Origin of the sequence: Paenibacillus sp. OSY-SE, from assembly GCF_000283315.1 — a bacterium.
Classification (GTDB): domain Bacteria; phylum Bacillota; class Bacilli; order Paenibacillales; family Paenibacillaceae; genus Paenibacillus_B; species Paenibacillus_B profundus.
This window is the reverse complement of sequence record NZ_ALKF01000161.1, coordinates 16608-37485: the sequence shown is the minus strand read 5'-3', so window position 1 is coordinate 37485 and position 20878 is coordinate 16608. Positions and strand designations below refer to the sequence as shown.

Genomic DNA, 20878 nt, shown 5'->3' with positions numbered 1-20878 from the left:
ACTGATACATATATTACCCCTAGAATCACTCGAAAGCTAAACAATTGTCATGCTTAACCAAGTAGAGTGGATAGTATGTTCCTTGGAATTACAGAGGTCAAAAAATGAGGCATAAGTATTTTTAAATTTATGGTTTACATAATTTTACTAGAGGCTTATAATAGGGGTCATTATAATTCCTACTGAGTTTATAGGAATAATGAGGAATTATTAAAATATCCGTATTAACGGGAGGGTCACCATGAAGAAAATATTGATGACGTTATTATCTTTGACGATGGCTAGCAGCCTGCTTCTTGCAGCCTGCTCTAACGACAGCTCCGCACCTGCCTCCGACAACGGCAATCAGGCCGCGCCGGCAAGCAGCTCAGATTCGGGCGGCACGACGACAGAGGCGAATGCCGTGGAACTGCTTGCGGGTCCGGTCGCAGCCTCCGACATGTCGAAGCTTCCGGAGCAAGCGAAGAAGCGTACAGATACGATAATTGTTGGGCTTACGGATCCGAGCGGCGCGTTTACGCCTTATTTCCACCAGAGCGGCTATGACGGCAACGTGTCTTCCGTCCTGTACGCTTCACTCGTGACGGTGGATGACAAGGGACTTCCGATTCCAGACCTTGCGGAGAGCTGGGACATTTCCGAAGACGGGCTTACATATACATTCCATTTGCGCAAAGACTTGAAGTTCAGTGACGGTTCCCCGCTGACGGCTGAGGACGTGGCATTCACATGGACGATTCTCCATGACAAGGCGTACGACGGAGACTCTGAAGTTTCGACGGTCCTCAGGATTAAGGGCGGCCAAGATTATAAGGAGGGCAAGGCCAAGTCCATTGAGGGTATTACCATTATCGATCCGCAGACGATCTCGGTAACTATTGAGAAGGTCAACGCGAAGGCTTTACTGACGCTTGGCGATAATGTGCTGTCCAAAGCTTACTACGGGAAAGATTATACGTTCGGCAGTCTGGATTATATTAAAAAGCTGCATGCCACTCCGGTGGGCAATGGGCCTTACAAGCTGGATAAGTTCATTCCAGGTCAAGAGGTGCGCTTCATAGCTAATGAATACTATTACAAAGGCAAGCCGAAGACAGAACATTTTATTTACAAAACGACAGAAGGCGACACATGGCAGTTTATCGAGACGGGGGAGCAAGACTATGGCAGCTTTACGGCGACACAAGACAATATTGATAAGCTGAAGAAGCTCGGCTTCCTTAACATCGTTCCGTCGACAGGCAGCTCTTACGGCTACTTGCAGTTCAATCTGGAGCATGCAACGCTCAAGGATAAGAAGCTGCGTCAGGCGCTGACTTACGGCTTGGACCGTAAAACCATTTACGTCGATGCGAACCAAGGCGGCGCACAAATCGCGAACGTTCCGACAGCGCCGATCTCATGGTCATATACGGAAGAGGGGATTAACCCGTACAACTACGATCCGGAAAAAGCAAAGGCCTTGCTGGATGAAGCCGGTTGGACAGAAGGGGCTGGCGGCATTCGGGAGAAGGACGGACAGAAGCTGACGATTCATTTCATCGGTTCGAAGAGCAAAGGGACGGATATCTTTATTGCCGTGGCAAAAGAGAACTATGCGGCGATTGGCGTTCAGTTGGAAGCCGAGCAGTTCGCGGATTTCAACGCGTTGTCGTCCAAGTTCGAAAGTCGTGATTTTGATCTCGTATCCTTCTCTACACCGATGCTGATAGATCCATCTGATGGCGTATCTTCTTTTGTCAACGGAGAAGTGAAGGGCTACGACAATCCGAAAGTGAAGGAACTGTATGACAAAGGCTTGGAGACCACCGATATCGAAGAGCGAAAAAAGATATACAAAGAGCTATATCAAGTCATCAACGATGATGCGCCTTACATTTTCACCAGCTATCGAAAATCAGTATACGCCTACAACGGACGTATTGAAGGGTTGAACGTGAGTCCGTTCCGTGGACTCGCCACCAGCCTGCCTGACTGGTCGTTGAAGTAGGATTGTAGAGGTTGTTCAAACTCGAACTTTATGCCCCCGTCTGACGGGGGTGAATGACTTCCAAAGGAGCCGATCATGAGTACATATTTGCTGCGAAGATTTCTGTACATGATTCTTATATTGTTTGCGGCGTCGTTGCTCATATTTATGTTGTATGCATTGATGCCGGGCGACTTCGTCTCGAACAACATGAAGCTGACCGCAGAACGCAAAGCCGAGCTGCGAGAAATATACGGCTTGAGCAAGCCTGTTATGGAACGCTATTTCAATTGGATGAACAATGCCTTCCACGGCAACTTCGGTTATTCGTTGGCGCAGCAGAAGCCCGTATTGACCTTGTTTAACGAATATATTTGGAATTCATTTTTGCTAGCGGTAACGTCGACCTTCTTCACATGGCTGTTGGCAGTCATTATCGGAGTCATAGCCGCCTATAAGCAATATTCATGGTTCGACACGCTGGTCATGATCGGCATCTTCGCCGCGATGTCGATTCCGTCGTTCTTTATCGGTCTCTTCCTGATCAAGATGTTCGCTGTCGACCTGAAATGGCTGCCGCCGGGCGGGATGCTGACGACAGGGAGCAATGCCACAGGCATGGAGTTCGTTCGCGAAGTCGTCGATCATATGATGCTGCCGGTTATCGTCATGACGCTGCTCGGCGTCGGTTCGCTGACCCGCTATTTCCGCAGCAACATGCTCGATGTTATCCGTCAGGATTATATTCGTACCGCCCGTGCCAAAGGAATGCGGGAACGAGTCGTGCTGTACCGGCATGCGTTGAAAAATGCCATGCTGCCGGCCATCACCCTCGTCGGCTTCGAGCTGCCGGGCTTGTTCGGCGGATCGCTCATCATCGAGAAAATATTTAACTGGCCGGGTATCGGCCAATTGTATATGCAGTCCTTCACTGTGAGGGATTACCCGCTGCTGATGGGTTTCACCATGTTTATCGCCGTCTTGACGGTCATCGGCACGCTTTTGTCGGACATCTTATACCATGCTGCCGATCCGCGCGTCAGATTGTAACAGCATGAATAGGGAGGTTTCACCATGTCATCCATATCAGGCAGTGTGACGAAGACGGAAGCTCATCAGGCAGCAGTCACGCCGATCCGTTCATCATTGTGGCGTCAAGCGCTTCACCGCCTCCGCAAAAATAAGCTGGCGATGTCCGGTTTTATTTTTATTGTGTTTATGCTTTTGGCTTGTTTTGCAGGGCCTCTGTTCTCACCATATGCCGACAACAAGATTAATCCGGCCAATATGAATGCCGCGCCGTCGCTGAAGCATTGGCTAGGCACCGATATGCTCGGAAGGGACGTTCTGACGCGGCTGCTGCAGGCGGGTCGCATTTCTCTCACTGTCGGCATTGCATCTATGTGTATTTCCGTGATTCTCGGGTCTATTCTTGGAGCGGTTGCTGCTTATTATCGAGGGATTGTTGATCAGATCATCATGCGCGTGGCTGATCTGCTGCTAACGATTCCAGGCTTGCCAATTTTGTTTATTATGGGCGCCCTGCTCTCAGAGTGGAAAATCCCATCCGAATATCGCATGTATATCGTCATGCTGATGCTCAGCTTCATTGGCTGGCCGGGACTGGCGCGGCTCGTTCGCAGCCAGATGCTTAGCATCCGCGAGCGTGAATTCATGCAGGCGGCGATCGTGCTCGGCTTAAATGACCGGCGGAAGCTGTTCAATCATATGATTCCGAACATCATTCCGCTGCTCATCGTCGTTGCTACGCTCAGCATTGGCGGCGCTATTTTGAGTGAATCTGTATTGAGCTTCTTTGGTCTTGGCGTCATGCCTCCGACGCCGACTTGGGGGAATATGATTGATGCGGCGAACAACCTGATTGATTTCGAGAAGCACCCTTGGTTATGGATACCGCCAGGCGTGGCCATTTTTACAACGGTTATCGCCATCAATATTTTTGGTGACGGTCTGCGTGATGTGCTTGATCCTAAACAGAAGAAGTAAGGGAATGACATGTGATGAAAAATGTAATCGAGATTGATCATCTCAGCACTTATTTTTATACGGAAGAAGGGGCCGTGAAGGCGGTCAACGACATCAGTCTGCGCGTTCGCGAGGGGGAAACGGTCTGCATCGTCGGCGAATCCGGCTGCGGGAAGAGTGTGACAGCGATGTCAGTAATGGGACTCGTCGAGGAGCCGGCCGGCAAGGTGGTGGAAGGCAAGATTCAGTTTGATGGACGGGATCTGCTGTCACTTCATAAAAATGAGCTGCGGCACGTTCGCGGCAACGACATCGCGATGATCTTCCAAGAGCCCATGTCTTCGCTTAACCCGGTGCTCACGATCGGCAAGCAGATAATGGAGCCGTTGATGGAGCACCAGCGGATGAACAAGAAACAGGCCCGCATGCGGGCGATCGAGCTGATCGAAATGGTTGGCATCTCACGTCCCGAGCAAATTGCGAACAGCTATCCGCACCAGCTGAGCGGTGGCATGCTGCAGCGGATTATGATCGCGATTGCGATCTCCTGCAATCCGAAGCTGCTGATCGCGGATGAACCGACGACTGCGCTGGATGTCACCATTCAAGCGCAGATCCTCGATATGCTGCGTCAGATCAAGGCAGACTCGAACATGTCCATCCTGCTAATTACGCACGACCTCGGCGTCGTGGCCGAAATCGCGGATTATGTCGTGGTTATGTATTCCGGCAAAATCGTAGAAGAAGGCGATGTCGTCGAGCTGTTCGAAAATCCGAAGCACCCGTATACACAAGGTCTGCTTCGCTCGAAGCCGATTATGGGGGAGCGTCAGGAGGAGTTGTACTCCATACCGGGCCAGGTTCCGAATCCGCTTGAACTGAAGGAATCTTGCTATTTCCATGACCGCTGCGAGCACTGCATGGCGATCTGTCAGACGAAGCTGCCGTATCTCCGGGACGTGGCCGGCAGACAGAAAGTGGCCTGCTGGCTGTACGAGGAGGTGGTCGAGCATGTCTGAGCCGTTGTTAGAAGTGAACCATCTGAAGAAATACTTTCCGATTACGTCCGGGCTATTCAACCGCACCATCGGTCATGTGAAGGCAGTGGATGATATTAGCATTACTCTCCAGCAGGGCGAGACGTTCGGCTTGGTCGGCGAGTCCGGCAGCGGGAAGAGCACAGTGGGCCGCACGATTATCCGTCTGACCGACAAGACGGACGGGGAAGTGAAGTTCAAGGGCATTGACCTGTACAATGTGCCGGAGAAGGAGCTGCGCAAGCTAAGACCGAAGATGCAGCTTATTTTCCAAGATCCATACAGCTCGCTCAATCCGCGGGTTCGAGTGGGGGATGCCATCGGTGAAGCGCTCATCAACCACGGGCTTGCGCCGAAGGAAGAAGTTCGGGATCGAGTCTTGGACGTGCTGGATTCCTGCGGTCTATCGTCCTATCATATCGACCGCTTTCCGCATGAATTCTCGGGCGGACAGCGCCAACGCATCGGCATAGCACGTGCACTTATATTGGATCCTGATCTCATCATTGCGGATGAGCCGGTATCTGCCCTGGATGTGTCGATTCAGGCTCAAATCATTAATTTATTCCGCAAGCTGCAGACGACGCGCGGACTGACCTACTTATTCATATCCCATGATCTGAGCGTCGTAGAGCATCTGTGCAACCGCATCGGCGTCATGTATCTCGGCACGATGATGGAGACCGCTTCGCGAGACGAGCTGTTCAAAAATCCGCTGCATCCGTACACGAAGGCGCTGTTATCAGCGGTGCCGATTCCTGTGCCCAGGCTGAAGCGGGAGCGGATCGTGCTGAAGGGCGACATCCCGAATCCGGCCAATCCGCCAGCGGGCTGCAAGTTCCATACGCGCTGCCCGTTTGCTGCGGATGTTTGCCGCGAGCAGGTACCCGTGTTTCGCCATATGGGCGGGGATCATTATGTAGCTTGTCATCTGGTCTAAAGAGTGTATGCCCCGCAAGTCGAGTACTCGGCAGCGGGGCATTGTTTTCTTAATCGATAAGCGCATTATATTATTATGATAAAAATACCGAGTAGGCTTTCGCACAAACAACCATCTCATGGATTACATATTCTGAATTCTGTGTTACTAATCCAGGGGAGATGATCTTTTGGTACAGATTCTTGATTATAAAGCAACGGAACCACTTCGGAGATTTAACCGAGCTAAATCGTTCACTATCCCGTTTTCTCCAAGAAGGGTTCGTCTTGCATCGATACGGCTGCGCCTTCCGAAGCGCGCGAATCGGGTGCAATTAATTGCGAGCGTCGGTGTTCGCGGAATCACAGGCATTGCCCAAATTTTATTTAAGATCTTTCGTGATGGAACAGAAATCTTCAATACCAAGCAAGGAATCGAATCCGCAGGATCGGAGCAAAATTATATCGTAACTTTCCAAGCCATAGATTTTAACGTAGAATCGGGTTCGCATACCTATACGGTAACTGCAGAAAACACCACAGCGGGAACTAGAGCTGATGTAGTAGGTCCTATATCATTTAGTGGATTGGCTATTAAAACAACCAAATAATTGGGATTCCATTTTGCACCTGTAAAAGGTGCTTTTTTTATTCAGAGCGTTTTTCATTAATCAGAGCTCTTGAGCCACAAGGATTTCAGACATAAAAAAGGGACTTCACCCCAACACAAACGACAATCCATAGACTATGCTCCCTAATCAAGGAAATCAAGGAGGGGGGCGGACATGTCCGCAGTGGTGTTTACTACATCCATATGGCGGACAGACTGTTACAACCAACCTTAATCATTGCATGACGGAGGCGATTCGGATGCTGAAGCGCTCATTGGCCGATATCGGTCAGCGCGTCGGGTACGGACATATCAAGCGGTTCAACCGGGTGTTCATGGAATTCAAGGGCATCCCCCGCTCAAATACTGCCTGAGTAAGCGCGGTTCTAGCGGATGCGGTTAGATTGCAGATTGACTCCGCTTTTGTCAGTTCGTTATAATTAGGGACAATATGTTTAGGGAGGCACGGCAATGACAAAGCCACATCATGAAATGATCGTTGTTCTCGACTTTGGAGGACAATACAACCAGCTCATCGCACGCCGCATTCGCGATTTGGGCGTGTACAGCGAACTCATTCCTTACAATACACCAGTAGAACGCATTCAGGAGCTGAATCCGAAGGGCATTGTCTTCTCTGGCGGTCCGGCAAGTGTGTACGAAGAGAACTCGCCACTCGTAGACCCGCGTATTTATGACTTGGGTCTGCCGATTTTTGGTATCTGCTACGGCATGCAAATGATGTCCCATCAATTGAACGGCAAGGTGGAACGCGCAGGCAAGCGTGAATACGGTAAAGCCGATGTAGTCTTCCAACCGGATAGCGGCTTGATTCATGACCTAGAGCCAAATCAGACGGTATGGATGAGCCATACTGATCTGGTTGTCGAGCTGCCGGAGGGCTTCCGCGTGGACGCGGGTACGGAGCATGCGCCGATCGCGGCAATGAGTCATCCGGAGAAGCGTTTCTATGCGGTGCAGTTCCATCCGGAAGTGCGGCACTCCGTCTACGGCAATGAAATGATTCGCAACTTCCTGTTCAGCATTTGCGGTTGCCACGGCGACTGGACGATGGAGACGTTCATTGAGGACAAAGTGCGTGAAATCCGCGAAACGGTCGGCGATCGCAAAGTGCTGTGCGCCTTGAGTGGCGGGGTGGACTCTTCCGTCGTTGCGGCGCTCATTCATAGAGCTGTTGGCGATCAGCTGACTTGCATGTTCATCGATCACAACCTGCTGCGTAAGGGGGAAGCCGAAGGCGTTATGGAGACGTTCGTTGGCAAATTCGACATGCACGTGGTGAAGATTGACGCGCGTGAGCGTTTCATGAGCAAGCTGGCCGGTGTATCGGATCCGGAGAAAAAACGGAAAATTATCGGCAACGAGTTCATCTATTGCTTTGACGAAGAGTCTGCGAAGCTTGGTGACTTCGGTTTCCTAGCGCAAGGCACGCTGTACACGGATATCGTGGAAAGCGGCACGGCGACGGCGCAGACGATCAAGTCTCACCACAATGTGGGCGGCTTGCCGGAAGATATGAAGTTCAAGCTCATCGAGCCGTTGAACACGTTGTTCAAGGACGAAGTGCGCAAGGTGGGCGAAGAGCTTGGCCTGCCGCGCGAAATCGTGTGGCGGCAGCCGTTCCCGGGACCGGGACTCGCCATCCGCGTGCTTGGCGAAGTAACGGAGGACAAGCTGGCTATCGTGCGCGAATCCGATGCGATTCTGCGCGAAGAGATTGCCAAGGCAGGCTTGGACGGCGAAATTTGGCAGTACTTCACAGCGCTGCCTGACATGAAGAGCGTTGGCGTCATGGGCGACGCGCGCACGTACTCCTACACGGTAGGCATCCGCGCCGTAACGTCCATTGATGGCATGACCGCTGACTGGGCGCGCATTCCATGGGATATTCTCGAGAAGATTTCCGTTCGTATCGTCAATGAGGTGGACAACGTGAACCGTATCGTCTATGACGTTACGTCGAAGCCGCCAGCAACGATTGAATGGGAATAGTGTAAGATAAAGAAAGGGCTATTCACAGTCTATTAAGACTGCGGGATAGCCCTTTTCTATGTATTCATGTATTATAATGTGCGCTTCGCCACGTGGTGCTCCTGCGTGCGATGGTTCGCGTTGCGGATGCCGGGGATGAGAAGGAGGCAAGCAGCGGCCAATATGACGATGACGATGGTGTTATATACGATCGTGCTTGTGGTTTCATTGCCCAAGAACTGAATGAGATTGTGCAACGTGTGAAACAGAATCAACGGGAGTATTTGCTTCGTCTTCACCATGAGCAAGGCCAGTACAGCTCCGACAAGAAGGGCATATACAAGCTGCAGAATGGTCCGCGCTATGTCTTGACCCGACAGCATGTTCAGCACATGGGTGAGAGAAAATAAAATGCTCGAGGTAATCACGGCTGGCGCAACTCCCTTCGGCAATAAAATGTGCAAAATCATGCCACGGTAGACCGTTTCCTCGACAAATCCGACCAAAACGGTAAAAAATACAAAGAATAACAGCTCTGTAAGAGTCACCGCTTTAAATCCTTTGAGGCTTAGAATGATTAATACGAGCAAGAGTGGCGCATAGTAGAACAGATAGCTTGGCGAGAGAGCCGATAAAGAGTTGAATCCGTATGCTTTCCATCTCTTGTGTACCGAGAAATAGACGATGCAGACGAGCGCAATCGGAATGAACGAAATCAGAATAGGCGCCGTATAATCCAGCTGTGCAATGGTCGCATAGGCTCCTGCCGCAAATACCGCGAATAGCAGCAACAGTTCGATGATGACGACGCTTAGCACCGGACGTCTTTGTGTAAAGGATGTACGGGATGGAGCAAGTTGATTAGTCATGCTGTTCGTCATTGTTTCTATTCTTCCTTTCCATGATGTCTTCCACCCAACTGTTCTCCATCTCGAAATAATGGAGCCCGTACTGCAGAACGGACAGCCGATAGTAATACTGCTGCGGATTGCTGAGTTGAGTAAGCTCCTTTGCGACAATCCGTTCTACGTTTTTTAGCCGTTCACGTTCGTTTGCGACTTTGAATTGGTATTCGGCGAGTCGTGTTTGCCGGGTATCTTCATCGAGATAGTCGTAAAAAAAGATTTTGAGCAAATGCTCGTTCTTAGTCAGTTGCAACGGCTGCGAGAGCCATTTCAGAAAAGCTTCCTTGCCAGCAGGCAAAATGGAATATATTTTTTTGTTCTTGCTGTCTTCGATTGCGGTCACATTGACCAATTGCTTGTCGGCCAGCCGTTTCAATGCGGGGTAAAGGCTGCCGTAACTCGCGCTGTAAAATATACCGACGGTATGGTCGATCGTCTTCTTCAACTCATATCCATTCATTTCATTTTCAAGCAGCAGACCAAGAATGATATGTTCAAGCATGGATTCACCTTCTCATTTAGTTTTAAATATGGAGTTGTTGCTCTCTATACATTTATATCGAACAGATATATCGAATCGATATATATAACATAGATCACTATCTGCGTTTTGGTCAATAGATCGTATGAAAAAAAATCATTGTGCGCATGCCACCAAAAGAAAGCCTAGTCCTCCATCAGTGAATCGGAGAATTAGGCTTTGCCCGGTAATTATATTTAGGCCGAATTAAATTGAATTATCTCTTAACCGATTGGAGGGTCTCCAATAAGGTTTGGCGATACTCTTTTTGCTCCTCCATAATCGAATGCAGCATGGGAAGAAAAGAATCAATTTTTGCTTTCTGATTACTTGTCCCGTCCGCAAGCATTAAGATTAAGGTGTATAACATCGTGATTATGGAGTAGTTGTCCACGTACGTAATATTAAGAGCCTGTCCACCAGTGCCCCCGGCTCCACCAGTCCCCCCAACGCCGCCGTGAGCAATGGCACTGGAATTTGCATTCGCGCCGACGCTTGATTCCGGATTTTCGCTTGCTTCGACAACGTTTTGACTATCGAATTGTTCGTCCTGACGAGCTTCACTCAACGTCATCACCCTAACATGTTTATATATTCTTTTGATTAAGCCTGATTCATCTTATCAGCTAGTTGCCTTTGTCGATTTCAGCATTTCCATTGCCGCCGTCGCCGCCGTCGCCGCCAGCACCGCCAGCACCGCCATTGCCACCATTGCCGCCATTACCCATATTGCCGTTGGCAGTTGCGACGGATCCTCCAACTGCTACGGCTACCCCGACGCCGATCCCAAATCCACCGTTGCCGCCGTCGCCACCGTTGCCCCCGTCACCACCGTCGCCTCCGTTGCCGCCGTTACCGCTGTCTTCTATTTCAACCGCCGGTTTTTTCTTATGATTTGGATTATATTTTTCTTCTTCTCCCCACATCTTAGATCACTCCTATTATTTTGTAATTGTTTCATAAGACTTGAATTTGTTTCATGAAAGCTACTTCTGTAGCTTGGACAATGAAATAAGCTGTTGAATCAATTTCGCAACGTCGATGTTCAACTTGACGCCCTGAATGTCCATATTGAGCCCGCTATCACCATCTAAGCCCAAGCTCGAACCTTCGCCATCGATTCCATTTACTCCATTACTTCCATCGATTCCGTTTGAACCATCGACGCCATTTTTACCTGCGACATGTCCAATCTTCTTTCTCTTAATTTCTTCTTGGTTTTGATCAGTCACCTTTATCACCACCCAATATCGTCTCAATCAAAGCTCAGCGACAAAGCTGAAATCTCTTTCTTGCACTATCAGTTTGTTTCTGAGCTTATGATAGTATATGAAGAACAATTCTTTATGGTAACGATAATTCCCTGATTTACAGCGTTTAATTTATTGCAATTTATAGTGTTTACTAGAATTTAAACTAATGGATAAGGCATTTTAATAGATTAGGATTTTTCCCGGGCAAGCTTTTCAATTTCTTGGCGGAGCGTCTCGACCCCTTTTATCGTATTATTTAGTTCAGTCAGGCTTTGCTTAAGTTCGTCTAGATTTTGCGCAAAACCTTGAATGTCTTTTCCTCTATTCATTAGTTTGTCTAAATTTTTTATTACGGCATCCAAGTTCACCATACTTCTTCCCTCCTTGTGTCAGACTTCATACCAATCTATGAAAATTCTATTAAAATCGTTAGTGTTTATTTACGGAGTATATTCAAAATAAGTATGTAGCCTGTAAGGTTGTGCTGAGTCCTTGCAGCAATTAGCTGTGACTGAGTTAGTGCAGGATTATAATGAGCGATATCCATTGAAATATTGTTAAACACGAACAAGGATTATATTTACTGTTTAAATGTTCGGATTTAGCGTTGACAACCTTCTAGGTTCGCTTTACAATGGTTGTAGATAACCTAATACGTCAAGTTTTTTCGTATAATCTCGGGAATTGGCCTGAGAGTTTCTACGGATCACCGTAAATGATCTGGCTACGAAGAGCATCGGCGCTGTCTGTCTGACGAATCGATACCATTCGTCTCTACCATCCTGCTCCCTAAGCGTTTTGAATGTCATTTTCAAGATGGGAACTTGTGATGCATAGATGCATGTACAGGGACAGTGGAAGAAGCACGCCGTACTTTTCAACGCCAGAACTCGGGAGATCATCATCCTGAGTTCTTTTTTTGTCCGTATAGGTTGCTGGGGAGTAAACAAGTAAACATTCATGAGAGTTCATGGGGAGGATGTTACAAGCATGGAGCGCTTCTTCAAAATCAAGGAGCAAGGTTCAACAATTAAGACAGAAATAATGGCAGGGATTACGACCTTCATGACGATGGCTTACATCTTGGCTGTTAACCCGGACATTTTGACTGCATTCGGCAAAACGGGCATGGATTGGTACGCTGTATTCCTCGCGACGGCCATTGCCGCTGGAGTGTTCACCATTGCCATGGGAATTTTCGTTAACTTCCCGGTCGCATTGGCGCCAGGGATGGGACTTAATGCATATTTCGCTACGGTCGTCGTCTCCACGGCTGGATCGGACCATCCGATTACGTGGCAGATGGCTCTAACGGCGGTCTTTATTTCAGGTATTATCTTTTTCTTATTGACGATTACACACATACGCCAAATGCTGCTGGAAGCTGTGCCGGACGCATTGAAGCATGCGATTACGGTCGGTATCGGGCTATTCATTACGATTGTCGGCCTGAAGAACAGCGGGCTGTTGTCCGTATCGGTCGAGACGGTGAATGATGTTCCGAAGGGAACGTTCACGCCGCTCATGGGCTTCGAATCGGTATTCGGTATGGGCAGCTTCACCGATCCAAGTGTGCTGCTGACCATTATCGGCTTGGCGCTTATCTCGGTGCTTATGATTCTGAATGTGCCGGGCGCGATTTTGTTCGGTATTCTTGGCACGACCATCATCGGTATTTTCATGGGTGTCGTTGACTTCAACAACTTGTCGACAGACAAGACGCCATGGATCCCGGATTTGGGACAGCTTAGCTTCTTTGAATTCGATTTTGCCGGCATTATGGGCGTCGGTATCGTATCCATCATTTTGACCTTCACCTTCGTGGAGCTGTTCGACACGTTCGGAACACTCGTCGGGACGGCGAATCGCGCTGGATTCATGAAGAACCGCGAAGAAGGCAACAAGCGCGTCGGCAAAGCGATGTTCGTCGATTCTATCGCTGTCGGCGGCGGCGCGGTACTCGGCACAAGTACGGTAACGGCATTCGTCGAGAGCTCTGCTGGGGTAGCGGCAGGCGGCCGCACCGGTCTGACTTCGGTAACGACAGGCATTTGCTTCTTGCTGTCCTTGTTCCTGGCACCGGCTGTGGCGCTTATTCCAGGCTCCGCAACGGCTGCCGCGCTGATTGTGGTTGGCGTGCTCATGATGCAGGCCGTGCGCGAGATCAATTTCCAAGACCTCGTCATCGGCATTCCGGCGTTCATGACAATTGCCTTCATGCCTTTTACGTACAGCATTGCGAACGGGGTCTCCTTCGGTATTCTCGCTTATGTGCTGCTTGCATTCGTAGCGAACGTATTTGGCAAAGGAGAGCAAAAATATAAAATTCATTGGCTCATGTGGATATTGTTCGTGCTCGTCATCATTCGCTATGTGGCGATGGGCGGACACTAATCACTCCAATCAGACTGGCATTACATCAATCCGGCAGCGGATTGCCGTGAATACAGAAGGAATCGGTGCATGACTGGAATATGTGGAACGACCCGGGAAGCGGCGAATCGCATCTGCTTCGAGGCTATAGGCGAAGGACAGCCGCTTCTCGTGCTTCACGGATTTACGCTGGATCACCGTACGATGATGCGGACGCTAGAGCCCGTGTTGGCTGGTTCATCCGGCAGGCTGCGCATCTATGCGGATCTCCCCGGAATGGGGCGGTCCCACTCGGGCGGTCCTGTTACGACTTCGGATGACATGCTGGAGGTGTTGGCGGCATTCGTGAAGCGAGTCATCCCTCACGGAAGCTTTGCCATCTGCGGTCATTCGTACGGCGCTTACCTTGCGCGCGGGCTCGCACGCTTGATGCCGCAACGGATCAGCGCGCTCGTGCTGCTGGCTCCGGTCGTGCATCCGACCGTGCGTACTGTGCCGCTGCATCAAGCGAAGGTGCGTGACGATGCGTTCCTCGCGAGGCTGACGCCTGCGGAACGCGAAGTCGCCGCGCGGAAGCTGGTCGTGCAGACCGAGCCGGTATGGCAGCGATACACGGAGGAAGTGCTGCCGGCACAAGCGCTCGCCGACTGGGATGTGCTGACACCGCTGCGGAGCGCTGGATACGCCTTGTCGTGTCCGCCGGACGAGCATGACGAACCGCCGGCTTATCCGATGCGCATCATTGTCGGGAAGCAGGATAGCATCGTCGGCTGGCATGATGCCGTAATGTTAACGGACACTGTCCCGAATAGCGCCGTTACTATATTGAACGGAGCGGGACATTTTCTCCATCTGGAGCAGGAAGAACAAGTTCAACACTGGTTGGCTGACAGCTTTTCAATATTTTGATGAACAACACATGCAAACATATGCACGAGCAACGAAATGGTTAACCCAATCGGCTCACCCAGATTTAGCATCTAGGAGGACATGACTTCATGAGAAAAATCGCTTTGACTCTCGCTATCGTATTATCCCTCGGCACACTGCTTGCCGCATGCTCCAGCAGCAACAATGCGGAAGGCGGCCAAGACAAACCGACAGAGCTTGTTATCTCCACCTGGGGATTTGCAGAAGATGCGATGAAGAAAAACGTATACGAGCCGTTTGAGAAGAAGTACAACGTTAAGATTGTGACGGAAATCGGGAACAATACCGACCGCTTGAATAAAATCCGTCAAGGAAGTTCGAAGGTAGACTTGGTGTACTTGTCTGACTACTATGCGCTGCAAGGCATTGAAGAAGGATTATTCGAGAAGATTGACCGCAAGAACATTCCGAACCTGGACCATTTGTATGATATTGCAAAAGCCCCGCTTGGCGAAGACTACGGTCCGGCCCACACGGTAGCTCAGCTTGGGCTCGTCGTGAACGGGGATGAAGTGAAGACTCCGGTGGAGTCGTGGAACGATCTGTGGAAGCCGGAATTCAAGGACAAGCTGGCGCTTCCGAACATTACGATTACGACCGGTCCGATGTTGATGGACATGGCGGCCAAGCGTGAAGGCAGCCAAGATATGAATAGTGATGCCGCATTCAAGGCGCTGACCGAGATCAACCCGGGTGTCGTGAAGTATTATTCCAAATCCGCGGACCTTGTCAACATGTTTGCTCAAGGTGAGGTGGTTGCGGCGCCAATGCAAGATACGTTCTATGGCAGCGTGTCCCAAGCCGTCCCATCCGCGAAGTTTATAACTCCGAAAGAAGGAGCCTATGCGCTGTTGAACACCGTAAATGTCGTCAAAGGCTCTAAACATAAAGAATTGGCAGAGAAGTTCATCAACTGGCACCTCAGTCAAGAAGTGCAGCAAGCGAATGCAATCGACCGCGTCGATTCCCCGACGAACAAGCTGGTCGAATTGACAGAGGAGCAAGCGGCAGGCATGACGTACGGCGCAGACGTCGTTGAGAACTTGAAGACGCTCGACTTGCGCAAAGTAAATCAAGAAATGAGCGGCTGGATAGATCGTTGGAATCGTGAAATCGAGTAACGGGTTCATGAGCAAGGTATAGTTGGAACGTTGGAGGGCTGCCGTTTCGTAGCACCCTCCTTTTATATTCTCTTGGAACAACAACCAGCATAGTTCCTAATCATAGCCTAGACAACAGGAGAACAATATCCATGAAAAAACAATATTTATGGCTTTTACTGCTTCCGGGGCTCTTGTTCCTGACATTGTTTATGATCATTCCTATCTTTATGACGATTGGCTCGACCTTCTTCCACGAAGGCACATTCACGATAGAAGGCTATGTCAAGCTGCTCGGTGATCCGTACATTTTGAAAATATTAGGCACGACGCTGCAAGTCAGCCTCGTTACAACCATCGTGTGCATCCTGCTCGGGTTTCCGACCGCTTACTATATTTCGAAGCAGAAGGCGCGCACGAAAGGCATCCTGCTTGCGTTGGCGCTCTTTCCGCTCTTGACTAGCGCCATCGTGCGCTCGTTCAGCTGGATGGTCATTCTCGGGAAGAATGGATTGGTCAATAACTTCTTGGTCGGCGTCGGCCTCGTCGCCGAGCCGCTGAAAATACTGTATACGCCGACCGCCATGATGATCGGCCTTATTCACCTGTTCCTGCCGCTGATGATTATTTCGCTTGTCGGCGTCATGGAAAATATCGACGAAGATTTGCTGAAAGCCTCCGAAAGCTTGGGCGCTTCGCGGATGAAAGGGTTCATGAGCATTATCGTGCCGCTGTGTGTGCCGGGTCTTATCGTCGGCAGCATACTGGTATTCGTCGGCAGCCTGACGGCTTATACGACTCCGCAGCTGCTGGGCGGCAAGCAGCGGGTCGTAGCGACATTTCTGTATCAGAATGCGATGACGCTGAACGATTGGTACATGGCTTCGATCGTTGCTACGGTTATGATCGTCGTCACCTTTATTATTATCGGGCTTATGAACCAGCTTGCCCGCAAATTGAATCCGAAGGGGTAACGGGGGTAACGAACATGAAGGAAAAACATCGCGGACTCGCCCTATTTACGACACTGGTATTTATCTTTTTGCTCGGGCCGTTGTTCATCATTATGGCCACATCTTTCGGAGATAGCACGGTGTTGAAGTTTCCGCCGGAAGGCTTCTCTTTCAGATGGTACAAAAATATATTTGATGTGGAAATGTTCATGACCACCTTTAAAGTGACGATAGTGGTGGCGCTGGCTGGCAACCTGATCGCACTGCTGCTCGGCGTTCCCGCTGCATACGCGTTAAGCCGCTTTAACTTTAAGGGCAAGGGATTGTTAAATACGATATTTATTTCGCCCATTCTGATTCCGGGCGTTGTTCTCGGCTTTACCATGCTGAAATATTTGGTCGTCATCTTCAATCTGCCGATCTATACGAGCTTGCTTATCGGTCATGTCGTGCTGATGCTTCCGTTCATCATTCGCGTCATTGCATCGAGCTTATCGAACTTCGATTATGCGGTCGAGGAAGCGGCAATGAGCTTGGGCGCCAGCCGCCTGAAGACGTTCTTCACGGTCGTGCTTCCGAATATCCGTTCCGGACTGATCGCGGGCGTGCTGCTTGCGTTTCTGGAATCGTTCAACAACGTCGATATTTCGGTCTTCATGACCGGACCGGGAGTAAGCACGCTGCCGATTCAGATGCTGACTTATGTGGAGAACTACTTCGACCCTACCATTGCGGCCATTTCCGTGCTGTTGATGGCAGTAACGGCGTTGCTCATGTTCTCGATTGAACGCTTGATGGGACTCTCCTACTTTACGAAAAATAACTAGCATACATCGGAGGCCAGACGACCATGGAATTATTATCCATGCAAAATATATCCGTAGCTTACGAAAAAAATCTAATCTTGAAGGACTTCAATCTGCATATTCAGGAAGGCGAGTTAATTTCGCTGCTCGGCCCGTCGGGGTGCGGCAAGACGACGACGCTTCGCCTCATTGCAGGCTTCCTCGAAGCGAAAGACGGCAAATTCATGTTCAAAGGGAAGGATTATACGCGCGTGCCTGTCAACAAGCGCAACTTCGGCTTCGTATTCCAGAGCTATGCGCTCTTCCCGCATATGACGGTATATGACAACGTTGCTTACGGCCTGCGCTTACGCAAAGTGGACCAATCGCAGATCGCGAAGCGCGTGCAAGAAATGCTGGAGGTCGTTGACCTGAAGGGCTTCGAGAAGCGCTTCCCAGGTGAACTGTCCGGTGGTCAGCGCCAGCGTGTCGCTATTGCCCGCGCGCTTGTCATCCAGCCCGATTTGCTGCTGTTCGACGAGCCGCTTAGCAACCTGGACGCGAACCTGCGCGTCAACATGCGCGTCGAGATCCGCCGCATTCAGAAGCAGCTCGGCATTACGACGGTATACGTCTCCCATGATCAGGAGGAGTGCTTCTCTATCTCGGATAAGGTGGCCATAATGAATAAAGGCATCATCGAGCAGCTGGATGCGCCGTCGACCATTTATAAATACCCGACGACCGAGTTCGTCGCGCGTTTTATCGGCTTCAACAACTTTATCGAGTACGGGGAAATGCATAATGATGGCAGTGTCGTCACGCTGCACGGCGCCGAAGGCACACGTCTTGAAGTCAGCCACCGTTCTGGCCATCCGCTGACGGATTCGATGAAGGGTGCTATCCGCCCAGATGATTTGCTCGTTGCGACCGACAGCGAGTGTGCGGAAGGGGTCGGCGGATTGACGGCTGCCGAGCTGGCGTCCGGATTGAACGTTATTAACGGCAGTGTGAAAATCAGCACCTTCTTGGGCCGCAGCTATCAATATGTCGTGGACACGCCGCTCGGCGAATTTACGGTGAACCGTGAAATGGAGCAGCCGTTCGACCGCGGTACGGCGGTGAAACTGGTGCTTCCGAGAGAGAAGGTCGTGCTGGTACAGAGCTCGAAGTAACCGCAGCACGCAGGTCGTGCTGGTTCAAAGCGCAGAGCCGCCGGAACAAGCAGGGCGCCGGGCAGATGTTCTGCGAATACACTGCGCAATCGAATCGGAATGGGTCGCTTTTCAGCGCCGATAAGGTTGCAAGACACAGTTAAGGGAACTAACAAACAAGAGGGAGCGTGCAGAAATGAACATCGAGTTGTTAGTGAAGAATGTGCAGGTCTTTAACGCATATATGAAACGGTTCGTGAAAGGCAATGTGGCCGTGAAGGACGGGCGGTTCCTATACATCGGTTCGCGTGCCGAGGATACCTTCGAAGCGGAGCGCGTCGTGGATGGCGCAGGGCGTTACATGATTCCGGGCCTCGTGGACATTCATCTTCATATTGAGAGCACGATGGTGACACCGAAGACATTCTCGTTCGGGCTCATCAAAAACGGCGTGACGACGATCGTATCCGAGCCGCATGAGATGGCGAACGTATGCGGCGTGGAAGGCGTGAAGGAAATGATTCGCGCGAGCGAGGGCTGCACGGCGGATATCCTCTATGCGATTCCAAGCTCGGTTCCAGCGACACCACTTGAGACGACAGGCGGGGAAATCGATATCGCGGATATCGATGAGCTGCTGCAGGATGAGCGTGTCATTTGCTTGGGCGAGATTATGAACTCCGTCGATGTGCTGCGCAACCCGGACTGCAAGACGAACCGCATTTTGAACCATGTGCGCACGAACTATCCGAACCTCGTGATCGAGGGGCATACGCCTAAGAAGCTGGTCGATCTTGATCTGGCGCGCTTCATGTTCGCGGGCGTCGATTCCGACCATACTGAGCAAGAAGTGGCGAGCATGAAGGACCGTCTCTACAACGGTATGTTCCTGGAAATTCAGGAGAAATCGATGAACCGCGATATTATGGACGTGCTCATCGAAGAGGACGTGGCTGAGTTGTTCTGCTTCGTTACCGACGATGTGATGGCAGATACGTTCGTGCAGGACGGGCATTTGAATCATCTCGTCAAAAAGGCGATTGCCATGGGCATGAAGCCGGAGCGTGCCATTTATGCGGCGACCTACACGCCTGCCAGACGCATGCAGCTGCATGACCGCGGGGCGATTGCGCCGAACAAGGTGGCGGATTTCATCCTGCTCGGTGATGTGGAGCAGTTCCGAATCGAGGCGGTGTATAAGCATGGCCGGCTGGCATATGACGCGCAGGCGCCATACGAACAGGAGCGCGAGGAAGGCCAGTTCCCGCCGCACTTCTATCGCAGCGTGCAGCTGCAGCCGATGAGCGCGGCCGACTTCGCAGTGGATGTGAAGGCTGCGGACGGCGAGCATCTATGCCGCGTTATGGAGGTCAAGAACGGCACGACGAATACGACCGAGCTGCATAAGCCAGTGCAGGTGCAAGACGGCAATCTGCAGTGGGAGGCGAGTCCGTTCGGACTTATCGCGACGTTCGAGCGCTATGGCAAGAACGGCAACCGCGCTTACGGCCTCATTACCGGCAACACGATTAAGCGCGGCGCGATTGCGACGACGTATTCCCACGACAATCATAACCTGCTCGTCGTCGGCCACTCGCCTGAGGACATGGCGCTCGCGGCGAATACGGTCATTGCCGACCAAGGCGGCTTCTGCGTCGTCGCAGACGGCAAAGTACTGGCGCACGTCCCGCTGCCGGTAGGCGGCATTCTCTCCGAAGAGCCGCTCAGCACGTTCGGGGAGACCATTAAGGATTTGCGGGCAGCTATGGAGTCGATCGGATATGAGCATTACAATCCGATAATGTCTATCAGCACGCATTCCTTGCCGGTGAGTCCGGCGCTCAAGCTGACGGATCTCGGCTTAATCGACACACATGCGGGCCAAGTGGTTCCGCTTATCGTAGAATAGATGATGATAAGTTCGTAATTTTTAAGCATAGGGTAGTATCGGCATACAAGCCGGATGAGGGAAAACCTCACGCCGGGTTCTATGGGGGCGGGCCACCGGTTAGGTGGCCTCTCAACCCAGAGGGGTTAGTTTGTCCAGCCCTTTATTCTACAACCGTGTTATCCCGCATCATCTCTTTCCAAAATGACCTCATCCTATTATCCTCTTACGACTGATGAAGCATGGCTGAAGGACAGGGCGTATCCGTCCATGCCGTCTTCCGTTGGATTTTATACATTGAGACAGCAGCGTATATCTCATTACGGCAGGTTTCATTGGAATTCATACAGCGTTTTGACACTCATTCCGCAGCAGATTCTGAAAACAGCCAGATCCACTGGATAAAATGCAGTCCACATACCCTTTAGCCGGACCATCCCTACATTTGGCTGTATGTTATCCAATGGCAACGCGGGATGCGTTCACGAAGCTCGATAAGTCCCCC

Annotated in this window: 20 protein-coding genes and 1 riboswitch; of the genes, 14 read left to right on the top strand and 6 right to left on the bottom strand. The window is 50.8% G+C overall.

All coding sequences use genetic code 11. The features are described 5' to 3' along the window. Positions 1-241 precede the first annotated feature (241 nt). The 7 genes from A372_RS0107655 to guaA all read left to right on the top strand — a co-directional run bounded on the left by A372_RS0107655 (position 242) and on the right by guaA (position 8533). Positions 242-1990, top strand: a complete 1749-nt coding sequence (locus A372_RS0107655) for an ABC transporter substrate-binding protein (protein ID WP_019420248.1) — start codon at positions 242-244, stop codon at positions 1988-1990. Positions 1991-2065: 75 nt separating this feature from the next. After that, on the top strand, positions 2066-3019 hold the full coding sequence (locus A372_RS0107650; RefSeq protein WP_019420247.1) for an ABC transporter permease: 954 nt from the start codon (positions 2066-2068) through the stop codon (positions 3017-3019). Positions 3020-3043: 24 nt separating this feature from the next. Next, positions 3044-3976, top strand: a complete 933-nt coding sequence (gene opp4C, locus A372_RS0107645; RefSeq protein WP_019420246.1) for an oligopeptide ABC transporter permease — start codon at positions 3044-3046, stop codon at positions 3974-3976. A gap of 14 nt (positions 3977-3990) precedes the next feature. Beyond that, the gene (locus tag A372_RS0107640) at positions 3991-4974 is read left to right on the top strand and encodes an ABC transporter ATP-binding protein (protein ID WP_019420245.1); all 984 of its coding nucleotides are present in this window, start codon (positions 3991-3993) and stop codon (positions 4972-4974) included. Beyond that, on the top strand, positions 4967-5932 hold the full coding sequence (locus A372_RS0107635; protein ID WP_019420244.1) for an ABC transporter ATP-binding protein: 966 nt from the start codon (positions 4967-4969) through the stop codon (positions 5930-5932). The genes A372_RS0107640 and A372_RS0107635 overlap by 8 nt, the downstream gene beginning before the upstream one ends. A gap of 169 nt (positions 5933-6101) precedes the next feature. Continuing rightward, entirely contained in the window at positions 6102-6521 is a 420-nt protein-coding gene (locus A372_RS0107630; RefSeq protein WP_019420243.1) for a hypothetical protein, read from the top strand. 470 nt (positions 6522-6991) lie between these two features. Then, complete coding sequence (guaA, locus tag A372_RS0107620; protein ID WP_019420241.1) at positions 6992-8533, top strand: glutamine-hydrolyzing GMP synthase; 1542 nt, start codon at positions 6992-6994, stop codon at positions 8531-8533. 71 nt (positions 8534-8604) lie between these two features. On the opposite strand, the gene A372_RS0107615 is transcribed toward guaA, so the two are convergent. The 6 genes from A372_RS0107615 to A372_RS0107590 form a co-directional block, all read right to left on the bottom strand. After that, complete coding sequence (locus A372_RS0107615) at positions 8605-9393, bottom strand: CPBP family intramembrane glutamic endopeptidase (protein WP_019420240.1); 789 nt, start codon at positions 9391-9393, stop codon at positions 8605-8607. Next, positions 9374-9919, bottom strand: coding sequence for a PadR family transcriptional regulator (locus A372_RS0107610; protein WP_019420239.1), 546 nt, complete (start codon positions 9917-9919; stop codon positions 9374-9376). The genes A372_RS0107615 and A372_RS0107610 overlap by 20 nt, the downstream gene beginning before the upstream one ends. Before the next feature lie 235 nt (positions 9920-10154). After that, a complete protein-coding gene (locus A372_RS33520) occupies positions 10155-10505 on the bottom strand; it encodes a hypothetical protein (protein WP_019420238.1) in 351 nt (116 codons plus the stop codon). Between the two features lie 58 nt (positions 10506-10563). Continuing rightward, positions 10564-10863 (bottom strand): hypothetical protein, encoded by a 300-nt coding sequence (locus tag A372_RS33515; RefSeq protein ID WP_019420237.1) that lies wholly within the window; start codon positions 10861-10863, stop codon positions 10564-10566. 60 nt (positions 10864-10923) lie between these two features. Continuing rightward, complete coding sequence (locus A372_RS0107595; RefSeq protein ID WP_019420236.1) at positions 10924-11169, bottom strand: hypothetical protein; 246 nt, start codon at positions 11167-11169, stop codon at positions 10924-10926. Between the two features lie 209 nt (positions 11170-11378). Next, positions 11379-11561, bottom strand: a complete 183-nt coding sequence (locus A372_RS0107590; protein WP_019420235.1) for a hypothetical protein — start codon at positions 11559-11561, stop codon at positions 11379-11381. A 276-nt stretch (positions 11562-11837) separates the two neighbouring features. Continuing rightward, positions 11838-11937, top strand: a riboswitch (purine riboswitch). Positions 11938-12180: 243 nt separating this feature from the next. On the opposite strand from A372_RS0107590, the gene A372_RS0107585 reads away from it, so the two are divergent. From A372_RS0107585 to A372_RS0107555, 7 genes are all read left to right on the top strand, one after another. After that, the gene (locus tag A372_RS0107585; protein WP_019420234.1) at positions 12181-13584 is read left to right on the top strand and encodes an NCS2 family permease; all 1404 of its coding nucleotides are present in this window, start codon (positions 12181-12183) and stop codon (positions 13582-13584) included. Positions 13585-13653: 69 nt separating this feature from the next. Further along, positions 13654-14472: an alpha/beta fold hydrolase gene (locus A372_RS0107580; protein WP_019420233.1), complete on the top strand. Its 819-nt coding sequence runs from the start codon at positions 13654-13656 to the stop codon at positions 14470-14472. A gap of 89 nt (positions 14473-14561) precedes the next feature. Next, a complete protein-coding gene (locus A372_RS0107575; protein WP_019420232.1) occupies positions 14562-15614 on the top strand; it encodes an ABC transporter substrate-binding protein in 1053 nt (350 codons plus the stop codon). Positions 15615-15745: 131 nt separating this feature from the next. Next, positions 15746-16567, top strand: a complete 822-nt coding sequence (locus A372_RS0107570; RefSeq protein ID WP_019420231.1) for an ABC transporter permease — start codon at positions 15746-15748, stop codon at positions 16565-16567. A gap of 14 nt (positions 16568-16581) precedes the next feature. Further along, the gene (locus A372_RS0107565; protein ID WP_019420230.1) at positions 16582-17373 is read left to right on the top strand and encodes an ABC transporter permease; all 792 of its coding nucleotides are present in this window, start codon (positions 16582-16584) and stop codon (positions 17371-17373) included. Positions 17374-17396: 23 nt separating this feature from the next. Next, on the top strand, positions 17397-18506 hold the full coding sequence (locus A372_RS0107560; protein ID WP_019420229.1) for an ABC transporter ATP-binding protein: 1110 nt from the start codon (positions 17397-17399) through the stop codon (positions 18504-18506). Between the two features lie 175 nt (positions 18507-18681). Next, the gene (locus A372_RS0107555; RefSeq protein WP_019420228.1) at positions 18682-20394 is read left to right on the top strand and encodes an adenine deaminase; all 1713 of its coding nucleotides are present in this window, start codon (positions 18682-18684) and stop codon (positions 20392-20394) included. Positions 20395-20878 lie beyond the last annotated feature (484 nt).